Origin of the sequence: Campylobacter sp. RM16188, from assembly GCF_012978795.1 — a bacterium.
In the GTDB taxonomy this organism is placed as follows: Bacteria; Campylobacterota; Campylobacteria; order Campylobacterales; family Campylobacteraceae; genus Campylobacter_A; species Campylobacter_A canis.
In genome coordinates this window covers 151,245-169,439 of sequence record NZ_LIWQ01000003.1, presented here as the reverse complement: position 1 = coordinate 169,439, position 18,195 = coordinate 151,245, and the positions used below count along the sequence as shown (strand labels likewise).

Below are 18,195 nucleotides of genomic sequence, written 5' to 3'. Positions count from 1 at the left end.
TGTATAAGATTGATGATATTTTTTGCTTTAACGATATCGCATAATCTTTTTGCTAGTATGGATTCGCCTTTAAATTTTGGTATTGAAGGGGCAAAATCGCTTAGTATCAATCAAGCTGAGAAGATGCTAGGTCAAAAAGATACATATTTTATAGATATGAGTTCGCCTGCGGGTCGTCTGTTTGGACATATTCCCGGAGCGATTTTAAACAATGCGGACGAGTTGAATGCATCGTTATTGCCAAAAGATAAAGAGGCTCATTTAGTATTTTACTCTGACAATAGAATGAGCTTTGACAGCAGCGTTGCAGCAAAGGCTGCTAAAGATTTGGGCTATAAAAATCTCTACATCTTAACCGATGGCGTAGAGGGATGGTCAATAGCCGGAAATAAGATAGAAAAAGTAGGTAAATCAAAAAGAAAGCTAACCGAAGAGAAGATAGAAGATTTTGAAGATATGGTTCACGGAGGAAGACTGTTTGGTCAAATTCCTTCTTGTAGAGATTGCCATAGCTCGGAAAAAATTCTATTTGCTTCAAAAGAGCAACGCGAAGAGCTTTTTAAAGATAAAGATTTCGTAAACGACAACTGTGCAAGCTGTCACAAAGATGTGAAAAAAGATTTTATGGGAAGCGTTCACGATGAAGCGTCTCATAAGAATTTAGATCCGAACAAAGAGCTTCCTAACTGCTCTGATTGTCACGGTATCCACACAGCGCAAGCTAGGATGACGCTTGATCTTAAGCAACTTAGCGAGCAAAAATGCGGCTCTTGTCACGAAGAGCAACAAAAGCACTATCACGATACCTTCCACGGTAAAGCGCTCTTGCTTAACAAGCCGGGTGATGCACCAAGGGTTGCGGCGTGCTTTGATTGTCACGGAACACACAACGTATTTAAGATCGATGATCCAAGATCAACTTTGGCTATGACGGAAAATCGTATCAAAACATGTGCCGAGTGTCACCCTGGATCAAACGAGAATTTCGTTAGCTTTGTAGCTCACGCGGATCATACCGACGGTGAGAAATTCCCTCTTTTATATACGGCGTATATATTTATGACGGGACTTGTTATAGCCGTATTTAGCTTCTTTGGCTTCCATACATTGTTGTGGTCAATTAAGCTTATTAAAACTAGACTTGAAAATCCGGTCGCTTGGAAAAAAGCAAGAGAGGCGGCTCATCACGATAGAGTTAAAGTTAGACGCTTTAGCGCATTCCACATGTGGCAGCACTTCTTTATGGCGGCTTCATTCCTTGGACTTGCGTTCTCAGGTCTACCGCAAAAATTCTATACGGCTCCTTGGGCTCAAGATATGATGAATTTAATGGGCGGACCTATCATGGCTACTCAAATTCACCATATTTCGGCGGTTATCATGTTTGCCGTGTTCTTTAGCCATATAGCTGAAATCATCGCTAAATGGGGTAAATATGAAGGCGGTGTCTTTGGCGTAAACAGCTTGATGCCAAATATGCAAGACTTAAGAGATATGAGAGACCACTTCAGATGGTTTATGGGCAAAGGCGAAAGACCTCAGTTTGATCGTTGGACATACTGGGAGAAATTCGACTACCTTGCGGTGTTCTGGGGTATGTTTATCATCGGATTTTCCGGTCTTGTGTTGTGGTTCCCTACTTGGTTTTCAAATTTCTTACCGGGTTGGGCGCTAAATCTTTCGACTCTAGTACACTCAGACGAGGCGTTGCTAGCGACAGGATTTATCTTTGCGATCCACTTCTTTAACACTCACTTTAGAGCGGACCGCTTCCCTATGGATACGGTAATCTTCTCAGGAAGCTTAACTGCCGAAGAGATGAGACAAGAAAGAAGCAAGTGGTATGACCGCTTGATGAAAAACGGAATGTTTGATAAATTAGTCGAGAAAGAAGATAACTTCAAATCATACAGCTTCCTAGCTAAACTCGCAGGATATGCGATGCTAGTAACCGGTATGGTGTTCTTATTTATGATGATCTACGCATTTATAGCGTAACACTTATCCCCGCCGGCTTTTGGCGGGGATTTTTCTTTTTATCCTTTTTAAATTTCATAATCCCGCCCTTAAAATTGTATAATCTCTCAAAGGATTAAATTTGTGGTATAAAATTTTCATCTGGCTAAAAAAGCCGAGTAATACTCTTTGGGTTATGCCTGCTCTTGGCGCGGTCATCGCTATAGTATTTGCCTTTATGGCGTTTTTAGGGACTTTTTATCTTCCACCCGAGCTTTTGCCCGATATTAAGCGAGATATATTACAAGGACTTCTTGATATCATAGCTTCAAGTATGCTTGCGGTTATTACTTTTTCTCTTTCCATTATGGTTTCTGCTTTTTCTAGCGCTTCTGCAAACGCTACTCCAAGAGCTACCGAGCTAATAATGGCCGATGACAATACCCGTATAACGATAGCTAGCTTCATATCGGCATTTATCTATGCTGTGATTGCTAAGATAGCCCTTGGACTTGAATACTACGGTCAAAACGGCAGATTTATACTATTTATAAGTACGGCTACCGTGCTTGTGTATCTTATCTATACGCTTATAAAGTGGGTTCATACGCTCTCGCATCTTGGTAGGCTTGGAAATACTCTTGATAAAATTTATAAGGCTACCGCAAAAGCCATGAAGAACCATGCCTTAAGCCCAAATTTGGGAGCTTGCTGGAGTCCAAACGACAAAGAGCCCGATATGGCGCTTTACTCCAAAGGTACGGGTTATCTAACTCACATGAATTTAAACTATCTTTATAATCTATCTAAAAAATTTGGCTTTAAAATTTTTATTGATGTAAGATCGGGCGATTATATATTTAAGGGCGATGAACTTGCATTTTTGTATTTTGATGAAGATACCGACTTAAACGCAAAAGAAAAAGAGAGCATGCTTGCTCAAATTTATGAAAGCTTTGTTGTAGAAACTCAAAGAAGCTTTGAACAAGATCCGAGATTTGGGCTTATCGTGCTTAGTGAAGTTGCGCAAAGAGCCCTGTCTCCTGCCGTAAATGACCCTGGAACGGCATTTAGCGTGCTAAATTTGATAGCCAGACTTTTGCTTGACGAGAGCGTCTTGCAGGATAAGGACAAAGCATATATTTATGACCGAATAGGCGTTAAAGACCTTGATATAAGCGACTTTATAACTCAAAGCATAGATGCCATAGCTCGCGACGGAGCTTCAAACGTAGAGGTAGCGCTTAGGGTTCAAAAGACGCTTTTTGCCGTATACAAAAACAGCAAGGATGAAATTTTAAAATTCGCTTCCAAAGATCAAGCCAAAACGGCTCTTGACAGAAGCTTAAGCGTGCTTGTAAGTGATTTTGACAAAGCAAGATTAAGCAAGAAGTATAGTGAATTTTTCGGTTAAGCTGTCTTAAAAATTTCAGTAACCCTATCAAGCACGCCTTGGCAAAGCGAGATGATAATGCCGTAGTTTGTTATAGGCACTATGGCGTGTGAAGCTTTTTGCATGCGGTTTTTCATCATGGTTTTGTTTATCATGCAGCCTCCGCAGTGGATAATGAGCGCAAATTCGTCTAAATTCGCAGGATAATCCTTGCCGTTTGTGTAGCTAAACTCAAGCTTTTTGCCGCTAAATTTGCTAAGCATTTTTGGGATCTTAACCCTTGCTATGTCGCCGTCTTTTGCGTTGTGAGTGCAGGCTTCGGCTATTAAAATTTTATCGTTATCCTTTAGGCTTTTGGCTCTCTCAGAGCCTTTTATAAATTCGCTCAAATCGCCCTTTAGTCTTGACATCAAGATAGAAAAAGTTGTGATTTTTGCCTCTTTTGGAGCTGTTTTTACGACTTCTAAGACGCACTGCGAGTCGCACACTATCAAATTTGGCTTAAACATCTGCGCGGTTTTTGATACGTCCGGACTGCTTGAGACGCAAACGTAAGCTTTGCCGTCTAAAATTTGCCTTATGGCTTGCACTTGAGGCAGTATGAGCCTGCCTTTAGGAGCTTCATCATCAATCGGCGTTATAAGCAAGACTATGTCGTCAGGATTTAAAATTCCGCTAAAAAGATCGTCAGTATCTTTTGAAATTTGCTTTGAAATTTCGGCTAAATTTTCATAAATTAGCTCTAAATTAAGACTCGTTTTGGCAGAAGTTTTGACAAATTTAAATGGCTTTATCAAATTTAAAAACTTGTCCTTTGACTCTTTGAGGTCGCACTTATTTACAAGCACTAAAAAAGGCTTGTTCAGGCTTTTAAATTTAGCAATAAGCTCACTTTCAAATTTGCCAAATTCGTTATTTTCCACGACCAAAACGGCTATATCGATATTTTCTATTGTCTCGTTTGTCTTTAAAACTCTTTGCTTGCCAAGCTCGCCCACATCGTCAACGCCAGCCGTATCAAATAGCGTAGCTGCGCCAAGTCCGTGTATCTCGATACTTTTTTGCACTGTGTCGGTCGTAGTTCCCGCCACATCGGATACTATAGAGGCGCTTTGATTGCTTAGCATGTTCATAATGCTTGATTTGCCGACATTTCGCCTACCAAAAATCCCTATGGCTGTGCGCATCGATTTTGGAGTGTTCACAGCCCTTGCCTTTGGTTAAAATGCACGCTGTTGCCGTTTGTAAGCGAAATTTTATCTCCTATCAAGGCAAGCATATCATCAAATCTATCATAAATTTCCGCCACGCTTTCTTTTAGACAAAATTTATTCGGATAGAGCCTGTATAGATCGTGATATCTGCCTTGTGTGATTGATGGCATGATGACGTTTGCACCGCTTCTTAAAGCCATTTTACGCCCTTCGTTTGGATCAAGCGTCTCGATAGCGGTTGTAGCAGGGATATTTATCTTAGGTAAGAGCAGTCTTGTTAGAGCGTTTGCTTTTAGGGCTAGCTTTATCTCGCCTGCTTTTGAGTGCTCAAGTGGCGTGTTTGTGGCGGGTATAAAAGGCCCTATGCCTATCATGTCAAAGTCGTGTTTCTTTAAAAACATCAGGTCTTTTGCCAGGATTTTAGCACTACTTCCCGGCAAGCCCACAAGCAAGCCGCTTCCTGTCTCGTAGCCTAAAATTCGCAAATTTTCTAAACACTTAATGCGGTTTTTTAGGCTCATGTTAGGATGAAGAGCTTTATAAAGAGCTTGATTGGTAGTTTCTATGCGAAGTAGGTATCTATCAGCACCCGCTTCTTTGTAGGCTTTATACTGCTCAAAGCTCTTTTCGCCAAAGCTAAGCGTGATCTGCACGCCAAATTTCTTTATCTCGCGTATGATCTCGCAAATTTCATCATCTTTAAAGGCGCTGCTTTCACCTGATTGCATGACTACGGTTTTATATCCGCTTATGGCGGCTTCTTTGGCGCAAGAAACTACCTCATCTGTGCTCATCTTGTAGCGTTTTAGGCTTTTGTTTTTGCTTCTAAGTCCGCAGTAAAAGCACTCTTTGGCGCAGATATTTGAGATCTCTATAAGAGCTTTTAGATGTACCTCTTGTTTTACAAATTTTTGTCTAACTCTGTTTGCCGCCTCGAAAAGATACTCGCAGTTGTCATTGTCAGCAATGATCTTTTCAAGCCCGTAAAGCGAAGTGGTATGGGTTGCTTCAAGCTCGTTTATAAATTTTATAGATGACAATCTCTTGCGCCCTTTTCCATATCGCTTATCAAATTTCTAACTTTTTGCGCAACGCTAGGTAAATTTTCCTCAAGCTCATTAAGATACTTTGGAATGATCACGTTCTCGCCAAGCTCTCTTGCTTCGGTTGAACCGTAGTCTAGCAAATACTCCTTAAGCGTTAAGATCGCATTTGGCAAGCAAAGATACTTGATCTTGGCGTTTTTGGCATAAGGCATGAAGTGATCACCCGTGCGACCCTCGCGGTAGCAGGATGTGCAAAAGCTTGGAATTTTGTCTTTTTTCATCACGTTTAGCACGAATTCATCGATACAGCGGTGATCTCCGATTTTAAATTGCTGATTGTCAAGCTCGTCTTTGATATTTTTCTTAGAATACCCGCCTATGCCTATGTTTGTGCCTGCGTCCATTTGAGAAATCCCGCACTTTCTTATAGCCTCATCTCTTACGGACGGCTCTTCTCTAGCCGTTAGGATAGTGCCTGTAAACGGACACATCAGGCGAATGATCGCAATAGCTCTTAAAAACTCATCATCACTTAGCGCATAAGGCATGTCGTTTGCACCGGCTGAGGTCTTTTTGATACGAGGGAAAGATATAGTATGCGGACCTATGCCAAAGTATTTTTCTAAACTCATGGCATGATAAAGCAAGCCTAAAATCTCAAATTTATAGTCATAAAGTCCCAAAAGTGCGCCTATAGCCACATCATCAAGCCCTGCTTTAAGAGCTCTATGAAGCGCAAAAACGCGCCAGTCGTAAATGCCTTTTAACGTATTTTGCGGGTGGTATTTGGCGTAAGTTTCTCTGTGATAGGTCTCTTGAAATACCTGAAAAGTGCCTATGCCTTCAGCCTTAACTACCTTATACTCGTCTTCAAAAAGAGGAGCGGCGTTTATGTTTACCCTGCGAATGCTGAGGTTGTTTTTTCTAACACCGTAAATTTCTCTTACCGTCTTTGCGATATAGTTATAATCACTCTTTGGATGCTCGCCGTAAACTGCTATAAGGCGCTTTTGTCCCATGTCAAGCAGGCTTTCTATCTCGCCTTTTAGTTCGTCGTCTTTTAAAATTTTCTTTTTCGTAGCGGTGTTTGAAGCTGCAAATCCGCAGTATTTGCAGTTATTTACGCACGGACTTGAGATGTAAAGAGGCGAGAAAAGCACCATTCTGTTGCCGTAAACTTCCTCTTTGACCTCTGTTGCGGCTTCAAAAATCTCATCCCAAATTTCATCGTGAGAGTTATTTAAAAGTACCGCCGTTTCGTAAGGAGTTAGCATAGTGCCTTTTATGGCGTTTTCTTTAGCCTTTTTGATAACGGTTCTAACTTCATCTTTGCTTGCGTTTTTGGTTTGAGATAGAATTTCTTCTATCTCGTTTTCATTGATGAAATCTTCGTATTCGTGCTTGCTAACCCATTTTAGAATTTGTTCGTATCGTTCATCTGTCCACGACATAAATCGCCTTTAATGAGCGGGTTTTGCAGCATCAACCGCCATAAGATCGTTTTCTACCCATTTTGGGGCGTGGTGATGAGCGTCATCAAGCGGCACGTCGCCCGCGCCTATTCTAAACATAGCCTTTAGATCCTCTACGTTTATAATCGCTAGCGGCATATGCACGCAAAATGCAAGTAAGCTTGTTAGTATCGATCCCCAAACATGGAAGTAAAACATCCATTTAACGAAAATTTTGCCCATTGCGGCAGGATATGCATAAAGCAACCAGCCTGATACGATGAGTCCAAATATCATAAACATAAATATAAGATAAGCAGCCTTTTGACCCGCGTTAAATCTGCCTTGAGGAGCTACCTCTTCAGGACCGAATTTGATACCAAACAGTCTTCTTGGATATCCGCCAAAGTTCTTAAACCAAGCGAAAGTATCGCGATCCCAGATGAGTAAATTTCTCATCATCAAAGCAAAACGATCGAAATTTAAGAATACAAATCCGAAGAAATTTATCGTAAATACTATGCCGATACCGATATGCCAATCCATCATAAGCTCTGAAGTAGGCTCATCTACAAGCTGAAAGTAGATCAAAACACCCGTTACGATAAGAGCTATCCAAGTGATTAAGTTTACGTTATGAAAGACCTTTTCTGATAGAGGAAATTTTAAAACTCTTTTTTCATGCATGGTTAGCTCCTTGTAGGATCAAATTTTTGCGATCGAAATAAGCATTGGTATGCAGAAGTTTTTCTGCTATCTCGCCCATCGGTTCGGTCTTTAGATCCTCGTAGGATTTCGCACAGCTTGGGTTTTGATGAGAGCTTGTAAGCTTTAAATTTTGACAGCGCTTGTCATCTTTATATAAGCCCTCTTGGCGCATTGCGATATAGGATTTGCGTCTTTTGATGATGTCTGTGATGGCATATCCAGTCATCGCAACGACAGCCGTCATCACTCCGCCCACTTTTAAGAAATCTCTTCTTGAGAAGATTTTGCCTACCGGTTTTTCTATGTATTGAAATTTCATCTTTTGTCCTTTAAATTTATGCTTTTAGAGGTAGAGGAAGCAATGGATGAAGCCACGACGTTCCCATAGCATGAACCGGCTGACCGCCGCCGTTTACGCAGCCTCCAGGGCAGTTCATAACCTCGATAAAGTGATATCTGTTAGAATCTTTCGTGATATGTTTTAGTATCGTACCGAGGTTTCTTGAAGCGCCGTTTACTACCGCTACTTTAAGCTCGAGCGTCTTGCCGCCGTAGTCTTTTAAAGGGATAGGTATAACCGCTTCGGTTAAGTCTTTATCATACCCTCTTACAGGGGTTAGTTCAGGATCTCTTAGCTCTTGTCCCGATAGTAAGAAATAAGCCGTTCTAAGTGCAGCCTCCATAACGCCTCCGCTGTTGCCGAATATCGTTCCTGCGCCTGTATATACGTTCATTGTTTTTTCCGGATATTCATCGCTCATTTCAAGCGGATTTATGCCCTTTTTACGGAAAATTTCAGCTATATCGCGAGCCGTAAGAGTTGCGTCTATATCAGGGAAGCTCTTTGTATCCGCAGGTATTTCGCCTGTTTCTTTTAAGTACTCATAAGCTGAGTTAAACTCAGGTCTGCTTGCTTCATAAATTTTAGCAGTACATGGCGTAACGGTCGCTACGTAGATATCGCGCGGGTCTTTGTTCCAGACAAATTTAGCCGCCCATGTTTTAGCAAGCGGTCCGCCCATTTGGATAGGCGATTTTGCACCTGAGATGTGAGGTATGAGCTCGGGATGGAAAATTTCAGCATTTCTAACCCAAGCCGGACAACAGCTCGTAAAGTGCGGGAATGGATGGTGCGAAACGTGCTCCAAATCAGCGCTTCTCTCGCCAAGTAACCAGTATTTGATCTTTTTGATTAGCTCGGTTCCTTCTTCAAGGATAGTGTGATCGGCGGCGAAATTTACGTCGTACATATTAAAGCCCGCCATCTCAAGAGCGTTATACATCTTATTTATCGTTAGCTCGCCCGGTTTTCCGCCAAATTCTTCAGCCAAAGAGACACGAACGGCAGGAGAAGGGTGTGCTACGACAAAGGTCTTTTTGTCCTCAAGTTTAGCCATAACCTCATCGACAAAGCTCATTTGCTCGATAACGGCAAACGGACAGTTGATGAGGCACTGACCACAGGCTACGCATAAATTTTGATCTATCCTGTGTGCGATGCCTAACGAGCCTTCTATCGCATCCGTCGGACAGAAAGAGCGACAGGTGTCGCATCCGACGCAATTATCTTGATTTATCGTTATGATACCTCTAAGTTCGCCTTTGCGATAAGTGCCTTCAAATTCAGCCTCACCGCCTCTTGAATTTGCAGACGGTGGGAAGGTATTTATCTTATAAACACTCAGCATAAAACCTCCTAAGAAAATTTTTATTTTAGTAATACTAATTCAAATTTCGTCATATTGTATATAAACAATTATTAATAGAAAGTAAAAAAGTAGATAATGTTTTTTATATGCAAGATAAAAGATATTTATAGTATTAGATTTGTCACTAAAATGTATCTAAAATCTTGCCAATGCCGTAAATTTAGGCTATAAAAGCTATATAATAGTTACTTTTTAAGGTTAAAATTTTGCCTAAAATTTGGCAAATCCGTAAAATAATAAATTTAAATATTTTGATAATAAATATAAAATAAATCCGCCTAGCATTTAAGATTTTAAAAACTAACTTTTGGTAAGATGTTTTGGACAAATTTATTTCAAAGGAGCTTTTATGAGCGGCGTTGCGTTAATCGTGTGTTTTGTTATAGCTATAATTTTGATGATTTGGCTTATATCAAAGGTCGGAGTGCATCCGTTTTTGGCTATCATGCTTATATCCTTGGTGCTTGCGATCGTTGCGGGCATTGATCTGGTTAAGATACCTGGAATTATCGGCGACGGATTTAGCGGGATATTTAAAAGTATCGGTATAGTCATTATCTTTGGCGCGCTTATCGGCATGGCGCTTGAAAAGACCGGTGCTGCTTTAAAATTAGCCGATATGGTCGTAAAATGCGTAGGTGAAAAGCATCCTGAAATGGCTATGCTTATCATGGGTTGGATAGTAGGAATTCCCGTGTTTTGCGATAGTGGTTTTGTCGTACTTGATCCGATTCGCAGAGCCATAAGAGAAAAGATCGGCGCAAGCCCTGTGGGCATGGCGGTAGCTCTTTCAGGCGGTCTTTACACCTCTCACGTATTTATTCCTCCTACTCCTGGACCTATAGCCGCAGCCGGATTTGTGGGTATAGGCGGAAATTTGCTTCTTGTGATTATGGTTGGTATCGTGGTTTCTATCCCCGTGCTTATATCAGCTTACCTTTACTCTAAATACATAGGCAGTAAAATAACCATCAAAGAGGATTTAAACGAAGTAGGCAAGAGCTATGACGAGCTTATCAAAGAATACGGCAAGCTTCCGTGCGCATTTTTAAGCTTGGCTCCTATTTTAGCTCCTATAGTTTTGATGGCTCTTGGCTCGATAGTAAAAATCGCAGGTATGAAAGGTGCGATCGCAAATTTCTTTTTATTCTTAGGAAGTCCTGTTATAGCGCTTGGCGTAGGCGTTGTGTTTGCCGTTATCTTACTTGTAAATACGGGCAAGATTAAAGAATTTAACCTAATGACAAACGACACGCTTAAGATAGTAGGACCGATTTTGTTTATAACCGCAGCCGGCGGCGTGCTTGGCAAGGTTATAACCGCAGCGGGATTTGTTGAATTTATGAAAGCGAACGCTCATGTTATAGGTTCGGTTGGAATATTCTTCCCGTTTCTTATATCCGCTATCATCAAGACGGCTCAAGGAAGTTCGACCGTCGCGCTTACTACTACGGCGGCAATTATGGGGTTATTTACCGACAGTACATCAATGATGACGGCCCTTGGTCTTACTACGGAAATGGGTGCCGCTCTTACCGTTATGGCTATCGCAGCGGGAGCCATGACCGTATCTCACGCTAACGACAGCTATTTTTGGGTTGTTACGAATTTCAGTAAGATGACGCCTGAACAAGGCTATAAGACCCAAACTACTTTAACTCTTATTATGGGAGTTGTGGGTATGGCGACCGTTTGGTTAGCTTCGCTTATATTGCTATAATTAGCAAGTGATTTCTCGGCTAAATTTGAACTTGCACTAGAGTCAAATTTAGCCCAAATTTTAATTTATATGCGGCGATGCGAGCCGTGAAAGATCATGTAAGGAGAGTTTATGAGAGTTTTAGTAGCTATTGATTCTTTTAAGGGTTCGCTAAGCTCGTTTGAGGCGGGCAATGCCGTAAAAGAGGGTATTAAAGCGTTTTGCGACGAGGTTATCGTTAAGCCCATAGCAGACGGAGGCGAGGGTAGCGTGGAGGCTTTAGCCGATGCTCTTGGGGGCGAATTTATAGAAGCTATCGTGCAAAATCCGCTTGGCGAAAAAATCCCCGCAAGATACGCTATCGCAGGCGAGCTTGGAATTTTGGAGATGGCAAGCGCCAGCGGGCTAACTCTCATAGAAAAAGAGCGCAGAAATCCTAACAAAACAAGCACCTACGGCTTTGGTCAGATGATAGTGCATGCGATAAACAAGGGTGCGAGAAAATTCATCATAGGTATCGGCGGAAGCGCTACAAATGACGCAGGTACGGGCATGCTAAGCGCGCTTGGATATGAATTTTATGACGAATTTGGAAATTTGCTTGAAGGCATAGGCGAAAATTTGATTAAGATAACTAAAATTTCCGAAAAAAACGTTATGCCAGAGCTTAAGGAGTGTGAATTCCTAATAGCCTGTGATGTCGACAATCCTTTATTTGGTAAAAACGGAGCGGCTTATGTTTATGGACCTCAGAAGGGGGCTGATGAGAAGATGGTGAAAGAGCTTGACGCGGGACTTATCAGCTTTGCAAGCGCTACGAGCGAGCATTTTTCAAGCGAATTTTGGAATTTTAAAGGTGCTGGAGCGGCAGGCGGACTTGGGTTTGGGTTCGTAAGCTACTTAAATGCCAAATTAAAGCCGGGAATTGACATCATAACGGAAGAAATTCGCCTTGAAGATGAGATTAGAAAGGCTGATTTGGTTATAACAGGCGAGGGTAGGCTTGATTTTCAAAGTTCAATGGGCAAGACACCTACAGGAGTTGCAAAGATAGCGAAAAAATACAACAAGCCCGTAGTAGCACTTGCAGGATGCGTGATGGACTGTGCGGCAAACTGCAACGAAAGCGGCATTGATGCGTTTTTTAGTATATTAAATGCGCCCTTAAGTCTTGAAGAGGCTATGGATAAAGAAACCGCAACGAAAAACATAACACGAGTTAGCGAGCAGGTTATGAGGCTTTATAGGCTTTAAAATTAAAGCCTATAAAATTGATATTTGATATAAATTTTATTTGTTAGACGCTTTAAAAATTAAATCTGAAATTTTTCGTTATGGTTTAAATTTAGCCAATATCAAAAAGGGCTAGCATCTAACCCCATCATTATAAGCGACAACAGGCTATTTAAGCATAGCCTCTATGTCGATTTTTATCTCTATTTTGTTTGATATGAGCGAGTCGGGGTACTTTTCGCCTATATTGAAATCGCTTCTAAGTAAGCTACCTTCTATGTTAAGGCCGATTTTTTCTACGCCATGCCTATCTTTGTTTTCGCCGCCGTATTCAAAGTCAAGCTCTATAGGCTTTGTGATATCTCTTATGGTGATATTACCGTAAATTTTGCCCTTGGTTTCGTTTTTCTTCTCAAATCTTATCATTTTAAATTTTATCTTGGGGAATTTCTCCGCATAAAAGAAAACCTCCTCTACAAGATGTGCGTCGCGCTTTTGATTTTGCGTATTTACAGACTTTGCTTCGATATCTGCTTCAAGCTTGGTTAAGCGGTTTGTAAATTTGTCGTAACTAATTTTGCTTTGGTATGTTGTGAAATTTCCGTGAACTTTTGTTATCTTAAGGTGTTTTGCCGAAAATCCTATATTACTATGAGCAGTGTCTATTTCATAATCCGCCGCATTTAAAAGCCCTGCCAAAACGGCAAAAGGCAACAAAAATTTTATTATTTTTCCCATTTCTTCTCCTTAATTTCTATCATTTTAGTAATGCAAATCCGATTCCGATTTTATTTGTGTGTCTGTTGTAATCAATCAAGCTCTCGCCGTATCCGCTGAAGTATTTCACGTATCCATAAACTCCGCTGTTTCCAAACGGAAATAACCATCCTGCTTCGGCAGCACCTTTGTTTGTGCTATCAAGACGAAGGTTGTTGCGAAGCATAAGAGTTAGTATGTGCCCGCGGTAAGGAAACGCTATATTTACATCCGCCACGCCTATATATTTTGTTATGCCGGGATTATCGTCTTTGCCGTCAGGGTCGGGCAGTCTCACCCAGCCTCGCGGTATGATTATAAATTTACCTGCGTAAAATTTGGCGCTTGCGTAAATTCTATTCCACGAGCGTGATTTTTCACCGCCTTGTCCGTTACTCTCGTGTAAAAGCCCCGCCCTTATGTAGTCAAGCTGAGGTAAAACTTCAAATTTCGTAGGAAACGTTACGAAAATTTCAGGTCGGTAGTTGGTCTCTCTAAACGGCGTTGAACTCTTTGCCGTCTGCCACCACGAGCTTTGCGAGTAGCCAAATGAGATAGTTTCGTTCATATCAAAAACATCATGAAAGAGCGGCTTTTGGATACTAAGCTGGAAATTTGTCTCAAATTTCTTCCTGCCTTCTATATCCTTAAACGCCGTAGTCGCAGGCAAAAGGTAGTTAAGATGGTGCATTTTGATGCCTAAAATTTCATCTATGTCATAAGGCGCTTCGCTCTCGTATATTTTAAGAGGCTCGTTGGTTGCCGCAATCTTTCTTTCTTCTGTTAAAGCGTCCGCGATCGTTTGAGACGGCGCTATGATGCTTTTTTCAAGCTGTTCGCCGTTAGCCTTGATAAACGAACGCTCGGCTGAGAGTTTGTAAAATTTCATCGCATTTGCGGTGTCGCCCTTGCTTTCAAATTCCTGAGCCATGTCGTAAAGTTCTTGTGCACTTTGAGCAAACAAGCTTGCGGACATAAGCGCTATGATTAAAATTTTTCTCATAATTTCACCTTTCTAGCTTCCTCGTAGTCGCTAAAATAGTTTATATTAAAAAACTCTTTTTCGTCTTCAAATTTTACTTTTTTGCATTTGCAGACCGAGTGTAAAAGCCCGATCTTGTGCTCGCCTTTTTCATAAAATTCTTTTGCTTTATCTGCCAAATTTGAGTTAAAAAATCCGCACAGCGAGTGTGTGTGATTGTCATCTTGCGGGATAACTATATCAAATTCTTTCGTAAATTTAAAAAGCTCTTCTATCGTTTTTGCGGTAACGAAGGGCATATCCGCAGGGATTATAAAAACGCTTTCGTCTTTGAAATTTGACAAAATGCTTGCTAACGCCAACATCGGTGAAAAATCGTCCGTAACTTTGTCTTTGATGAGTTTTAACGGCGGATCAAATTTCTCAAATTTCGAGCTTACAAATACGTTATCAAACATTTGGCTAAATTTATCCACTTGAAAGTGCGTAAGCGTGGCAAAATTTCCAAACGGCATGAGAGTTTTGTCCTGCCCCATGCGCGAGCTTTTGCCTCCTGCCAAGATAACGCAATTTTTCATTATTTTCCTTTGAGTCCTTTTTGCTCTTTGTAAAGTGCATTTAAGGAAGTTTTCAACGCTTTGTCGTCTAAAATTTTAAAAACTATCTTAAATTTAGTCGATTATTGTGCCGTTTTATAAGTTAAATCTTATTAAATATCTAACTTATAGGCGTTTTTGTGCCAAATTTAATCGTAAAAGCACAAATATTTATTAAATTTAAGCCGTTTTTCTTGGCGTAACCCTTTTTGGAACGGCATGCATAACCGGCTAGGTTATAGCGGCTTTAGTGGCGATAGCCTTTGCAAGCTTGATAATTATCTTTATCGCAAAAGCTTTAAAACATGCCCCGGTTTGCTCGTGTTTGCCAAATCTTAAAATTTACTCCATTTTGCGGCCAAATCGCCGCCATGAGAAAATAAATCTAAAATTTACAAATCCCTAGGGTCGGCTATCTTGCCCGCTATTGCGCTTGCTACGGCAACAGCTGAGTTGGCAAGGTAAATTTCGCTTGTTCTATCGCCCATTCGTCCTACGAAATTTCTGTTCGTAGTTGCTACACACCTTTCGCCCGCGCCTAAAATTCCCATATATCCGCCAAGACAGGCTCCACAAGTCGGGTTACTCACTACTGCGCCCGCTTCCACAAATATATCCATGAGCCCCTCTTTTTGCGCGGCAAGGGCGATTTTTTGCGTTGCAGGAGTTATGATAAGGCGAGTTTTGCGAGCAACTTTTCTTCCTTTTAGAAGTTTTGCGGCGATTCTAAGATCGCTTAAGCGCCCGTTCGTGCAAGATCCGATAAATACCTGATCTACCGCCAGATCGTCTTTGACCGCCTCTCTTACGCTCTTTCCGTTGCTTGGTAAAAACGGATAGGCTATGACGGGATCTAAATTCGTAACGTCTATTTCTAAAATTTGCTCATACTTTGCGCCCTCGTCGGAGTAGAAAAATTTCGGTTCGCAGCGTAAATTTTTATCTTTTAAAAATTCTTTTGTTATATCATCTACCGTGATGATTCCGCTTTTTCCACCCGCTTCTATCGCCATATTACACATAGAAAATCTTGAGTCCATGTCAAGCACTTCTATCGTCTCTCCGCTAAATTCAAGCGCTTTATAAAGAGCACCGTCAACTCCGATTTGCCTTATGATCTCTAAGATCAAGTCCTTACCGTAAACATGCTCGCCAAGCTTGCCTTTAAATATAACTTTGATCGTAGGCGGTACCTTGAACCAGTTTTTGCCCGTTATCATCGCATACGCAAGATCGGTTGAGCCCATGCCGGTTGAGAATGCTCCAAGCGCGCCGTGGGTACAGGTATGAGAATCGGCGCCTATTATAACGTCTCCCGGGACTACAAGCCCTTTTTCGGGCAAAAGCGCATGCTCGATACCCATGTCTTTTTCGTCAAAATAGTGCTTTAAATCGTGCTTGTAGGCAAAGTCGCGTGAAATTTTTGCTTGATTTGCGCTTAGGATGTCTTTAGCGGGGATGTAGTGATCCATGACGATTGAAAATCCGTCAGGATTTGCAAGTTTTGTCGCACCGCTTCGCTCAAACTGCTTTATAGAAATCGGAGTCGTGATGTCGTTGCCGATTACCATGTCTATATCGCACTCTATTATCTCGTTTGCAAAAACTTCGCGTCCTACGTGGCTTGAGAATATCTTTTCGGTTATTGTCTGTTTCATGTTAAATTTCCTTTTTGAATTTAGTCTCTTTGCCTAGTCAAATAGACCTGATTGCGAGTTGCAAGAGCGCATAAATTTACCTGATTTTATCAAAAATTTGTTAATTTTTCATATAATAAGCCTCATGAAATACGCAGTTTTAAAGCAGATACAAAAGTTTTTATCCGAATTTAGAAAAATCACATCCGTTAAACGCGTCCAAGATATGGTGATCTTGATTTGCTTTGATGGTAAATTTGAGCTGTTTTTTGATCTTTCAAAATCAGCTTCGTCTATCTACACGAACGATGAATTTATAGCGATTAAGGAGTATAAAGCTCCTTTTGACGTGGCGTTAAAAAAGCGGTTTAACAACTCTAAAATTTTAAGCGCCGAGGTTCTTAACGGCAATAGAATTTTAAAATTTTGCTGTGTTCAGGAGGGTTCTTATAAAAGCAGCAAAAGCAACCTCTATCTTGAATTTACAGGCAGATTTACAAACGCCGTTATAACCGATGAGAACGATGTGATAATCGAAGCTTTAAGGCATATCGAAAATAGTTTTAGAAGGATTAAACCGTCTAAAAAATTAATCCAGCTTGAGCCCATAGAGATAAAAGAAAAGCCAGTCGGTGAAATTTCGGATTTTAAGAAGTTTTTTAAAGAGGAATTTTTAAAGCTGAATGAGAAAAATTTAAGCGACTTAAAAGAGGTAAAAACAAATCAAATTTTAAAAAAATTACACTCGCTTGAGGAGAATTTAAACTCTCTTGAGAAAGAGGACGAGCTAAGCAGACAAAGTGAAATTTTAAGCGCAAACGCAACCGTTTTGCTTGCAAATTTGCATAGCTTGAAAGAATTTGAACGAGATATAAAACTAAACGGTTTTAATGGCGAAATTTTAAATTTAAAGCTTGAGGATAGCCCTAAAAATAGTGCAAATTTATTTTTTGCTAAAGCAAAAAGACTCAAGCAAAAAGCAATCGGCGTCATAAACGAAAGAGCAAATTTGAATGAAAAAAAAGAGTTTTATCTAAATTTGCTAAATTTGATCAAAAACGCAAAGAGCACAAGCGAGCTTGAAATTTTATACCCTAAACGAGCTAAAAATATAAAGCAAAAAGAGCAGATAAGCGACAATATCGATATTTTTTATATAAACGATTATAAAATTTTAGTCGGCAGAAACGAAAAAGGTAACGTAAATTTGCTCAAAAACGCAAAAAAAGACGATATTTGGATGCATTTAAAAGATATTGCATCATCTCATGTTATTATTAAAACGTCTAAGAATTCGCCCAGCGAAGATGTGCTTAGGTTTGCCGCCAAACTTTGCGTGGAATTTAGCGTAAAGGGTGCGGGCAGATATGAGGTTCATTACACAAAGCGCGCAAATGTCAGAGTAAATGACGGAGCGCATGTAAATTATACGGATTATAAGACGATAATAATACAAAAGGAGTAAGGGGGATAAGATGCCCGTAACGCCGCTTGGAAATACGATTTATATAAATCAAAATATGAATGTCGTTGCAAATAAGCAAGCAGATATGCAAAATAGATTTGACCTGCAAAGTCTAGCCGCCATGACTCTTAAAGAAGACGAAGACAAAGAGGTCGTGCAAGTAAGACCTACCGAAGAGACTTATAAAATCGATCCTCAGCATCAACACGAAAAGTCCCAAAGCGATCAGCGTGAGAGTGTTTTTGAGGGTGAAGAGGAGCCAAACGGTGAAGGTGGTGTGGCGCAAGATGACGATGAGAGCGAGATAATTAGCCAAGATAAAATTTTAGATATTAAAATCTAAGCAAAAT

Annotated in this window: 16 protein-coding genes; 6 read left to right on the top strand and 10 right to left on the bottom strand. The window is 40.7% G+C overall.

Features of this window, described 5'->3' with window-relative positions; genetic code table 11:
- Nucleotides 1-57: 57 nt before the first annotated feature.
- The gene (locus CDOM16188_RS02845; RefSeq protein ID WP_367649333.1) at nucleotides 58-1,998 is read left to right on the top strand and encodes a rhodanese-like domain-containing protein; all 1,941 of its coding nucleotides are present in this window, start codon (nucleotides 58-60) and stop codon (nucleotides 1,996-1,998) included.
- A gap of 100 nt (nucleotides 1,999-2,098) precedes the next feature.
- Entirely contained in the window at nucleotides 2,099-3,370 is a 1,272-nt protein-coding gene (locus tag CDOM16188_RS02840; protein ID WP_172198454.1) for a DUF2254 domain-containing protein, read from the top strand.
- On the opposite strand, the gene hydF is transcribed toward CDOM16188_RS02840, so the two are convergent.
- From hydF to CDOM16188_RS02810, 6 genes are read right to left on the bottom strand one after another with little or no spacing between them, the layout of a single operon-like run.
- Nucleotides 3,367-4,554, bottom strand: coding sequence for a [FeFe] hydrogenase H-cluster maturation GTPase HydF (hydF, locus tag CDOM16188_RS02835; RefSeq protein WP_172198451.1), 1,188 nt, complete (start codon nucleotides 4,552-4,554; stop codon nucleotides 3,367-3,369). The two genes, CDOM16188_RS02840 and hydF, sit on opposite strands and share 4 nt — an antisense overlap.
- Nucleotides 4,551-5,603: a [FeFe] hydrogenase H-cluster radical SAM maturase HydE gene (gene hydE, locus CDOM16188_RS02830; protein WP_172198448.1), complete on the bottom strand. Its 1,053-nt coding sequence runs from the start codon at nucleotides 5,601-5,603 to the stop codon at nucleotides 4,551-4,553. Before hydE ends, hydF begins: the two co-directional genes overlap by 4 nt.
- Entirely contained in the window at nucleotides 5,591-7,060 is a 1,470-nt protein-coding gene (gene hydG, locus CDOM16188_RS02825) for a [FeFe] hydrogenase H-cluster radical SAM maturase HydG (protein WP_172198445.1), read from the bottom strand. The genes hydE and hydG overlap by 13 nt, the downstream gene beginning before the upstream one ends.
- 9 nt (nucleotides 7,061-7,069) lie before the next feature.
- Nucleotides 7,070-7,747, bottom strand: a complete 678-nt coding sequence (locus CDOM16188_RS02820; RefSeq protein ID WP_169976350.1) for a cytochrome b/b6 domain-containing protein — start codon at nucleotides 7,745-7,747, stop codon at nucleotides 7,070-7,072.
- Nucleotides 7,740-8,087, bottom strand: coding sequence for an iron hydrogenase small subunit (locus CDOM16188_RS02815; protein WP_169976347.1), 348 nt, complete (start codon nucleotides 8,085-8,087; stop codon nucleotides 7,740-7,742). The genes CDOM16188_RS02820 and CDOM16188_RS02815 overlap by 8 nt, the downstream gene beginning before the upstream one ends.
- Before the next feature lie 16 nt (nucleotides 8,088-8,103).
- Complete coding sequence (locus CDOM16188_RS02810; RefSeq protein ID WP_169976345.1) at nucleotides 8,104-9,456, bottom strand: [Fe-Fe] hydrogenase large subunit C-terminal domain-containing protein; 1,353 nt, start codon at nucleotides 9,454-9,456, stop codon at nucleotides 8,104-8,106.
- A 370-nt stretch (nucleotides 9,457-9,826) separates the two neighbouring features.
- Here CDOM16188_RS02810 and CDOM16188_RS02805 point away from each other — a divergent pair, with 370 nt between their 5' ends.
- Together CDOM16188_RS02805 and CDOM16188_RS02800 are read left to right on the top strand one after the other, a co-directional pair.
- The gene (locus CDOM16188_RS02805) at nucleotides 9,827-11,197 is read left to right on the top strand and encodes a GntP family permease (protein WP_172198442.1); all 1,371 of its coding nucleotides are present in this window, start codon (nucleotides 9,827-9,829) and stop codon (nucleotides 11,195-11,197) included.
- A gap of 111 nt (nucleotides 11,198-11,308) precedes the next feature.
- On the top strand, nucleotides 11,309-12,430 hold the full coding sequence (locus CDOM16188_RS02800; protein ID WP_172198439.1) for a glycerate kinase: 1,122 nt from the start codon (nucleotides 11,309-11,311) through the stop codon (nucleotides 12,428-12,430).
- A gap of 147 nt (nucleotides 12,431-12,577) precedes the next feature.
- Here CDOM16188_RS02800 and CDOM16188_RS02795 read toward each other — a convergent pair whose 3' ends face one another.
- The 4 genes from CDOM16188_RS02795 to leuC all read right to left on the bottom strand — a co-directional run bounded on the left by CDOM16188_RS02795 (nucleotide 12,578) and on the right by leuC (nucleotide 16,401).
- On the bottom strand, nucleotides 12,578-13,147 hold the full coding sequence (locus CDOM16188_RS02795) for a YceI family protein (protein WP_172198437.1): 570 nt from the start codon (nucleotides 13,145-13,147) through the stop codon (nucleotides 12,578-12,580).
- A 19-nt stretch (nucleotides 13,148-13,166) separates the two neighbouring features.
- Nucleotides 13,167-14,168 (bottom strand): phospholipase A, encoded by a 1,002-nt coding sequence (locus CDOM16188_RS02790; protein ID WP_172198434.1) that lies wholly within the window; start codon nucleotides 14,166-14,168, stop codon nucleotides 13,167-13,169.
- Complete coding sequence (locus CDOM16188_RS02785; RefSeq protein WP_172198431.1) at nucleotides 14,165-14,725, bottom strand: molybdenum cofactor guanylyltransferase; 561 nt, start codon at nucleotides 14,723-14,725, stop codon at nucleotides 14,165-14,167. Before CDOM16188_RS02785 ends, CDOM16188_RS02790 begins: the two co-directional genes overlap by 4 nt.
- A 410-nt stretch (nucleotides 14,726-15,135) precedes the next feature.
- The gene (gene leuC / locus CDOM16188_RS02780; RefSeq protein ID WP_172198428.1) at nucleotides 15,136-16,401 is read right to left on the bottom strand and encodes a 3-isopropylmalate dehydratase large subunit; all 1,266 of its coding nucleotides are present in this window, start codon (nucleotides 16,399-16,401) and stop codon (nucleotides 15,136-15,138) included.
- 124 nt (nucleotides 16,402-16,525) lie between these two features.
- Here leuC and CDOM16188_RS02775 point away from each other — a divergent pair, with 124 nt between their 5' ends.
- Together CDOM16188_RS02775 and CDOM16188_RS11180 are read left to right on the top strand one after the other, a co-directional pair.
- On the top strand, nucleotides 16,526-17,845 hold the full coding sequence (locus CDOM16188_RS02775) for an NFACT RNA binding domain-containing protein (protein WP_172198426.1): 1,320 nt from the start codon (nucleotides 16,526-16,528) through the stop codon (nucleotides 17,843-17,845).
- Nucleotides 17,846-17,855: 10 nt separating this feature from the next.
- Nucleotides 17,856-18,188 (top strand): hypothetical protein, encoded by a 333-nt coding sequence (locus CDOM16188_RS11180; RefSeq protein WP_216656220.1) that lies wholly within the window; start codon nucleotides 17,856-17,858, stop codon nucleotides 18,186-18,188.
- Nucleotides 18,189-18,195: the final 7 nt, after the last annotated feature.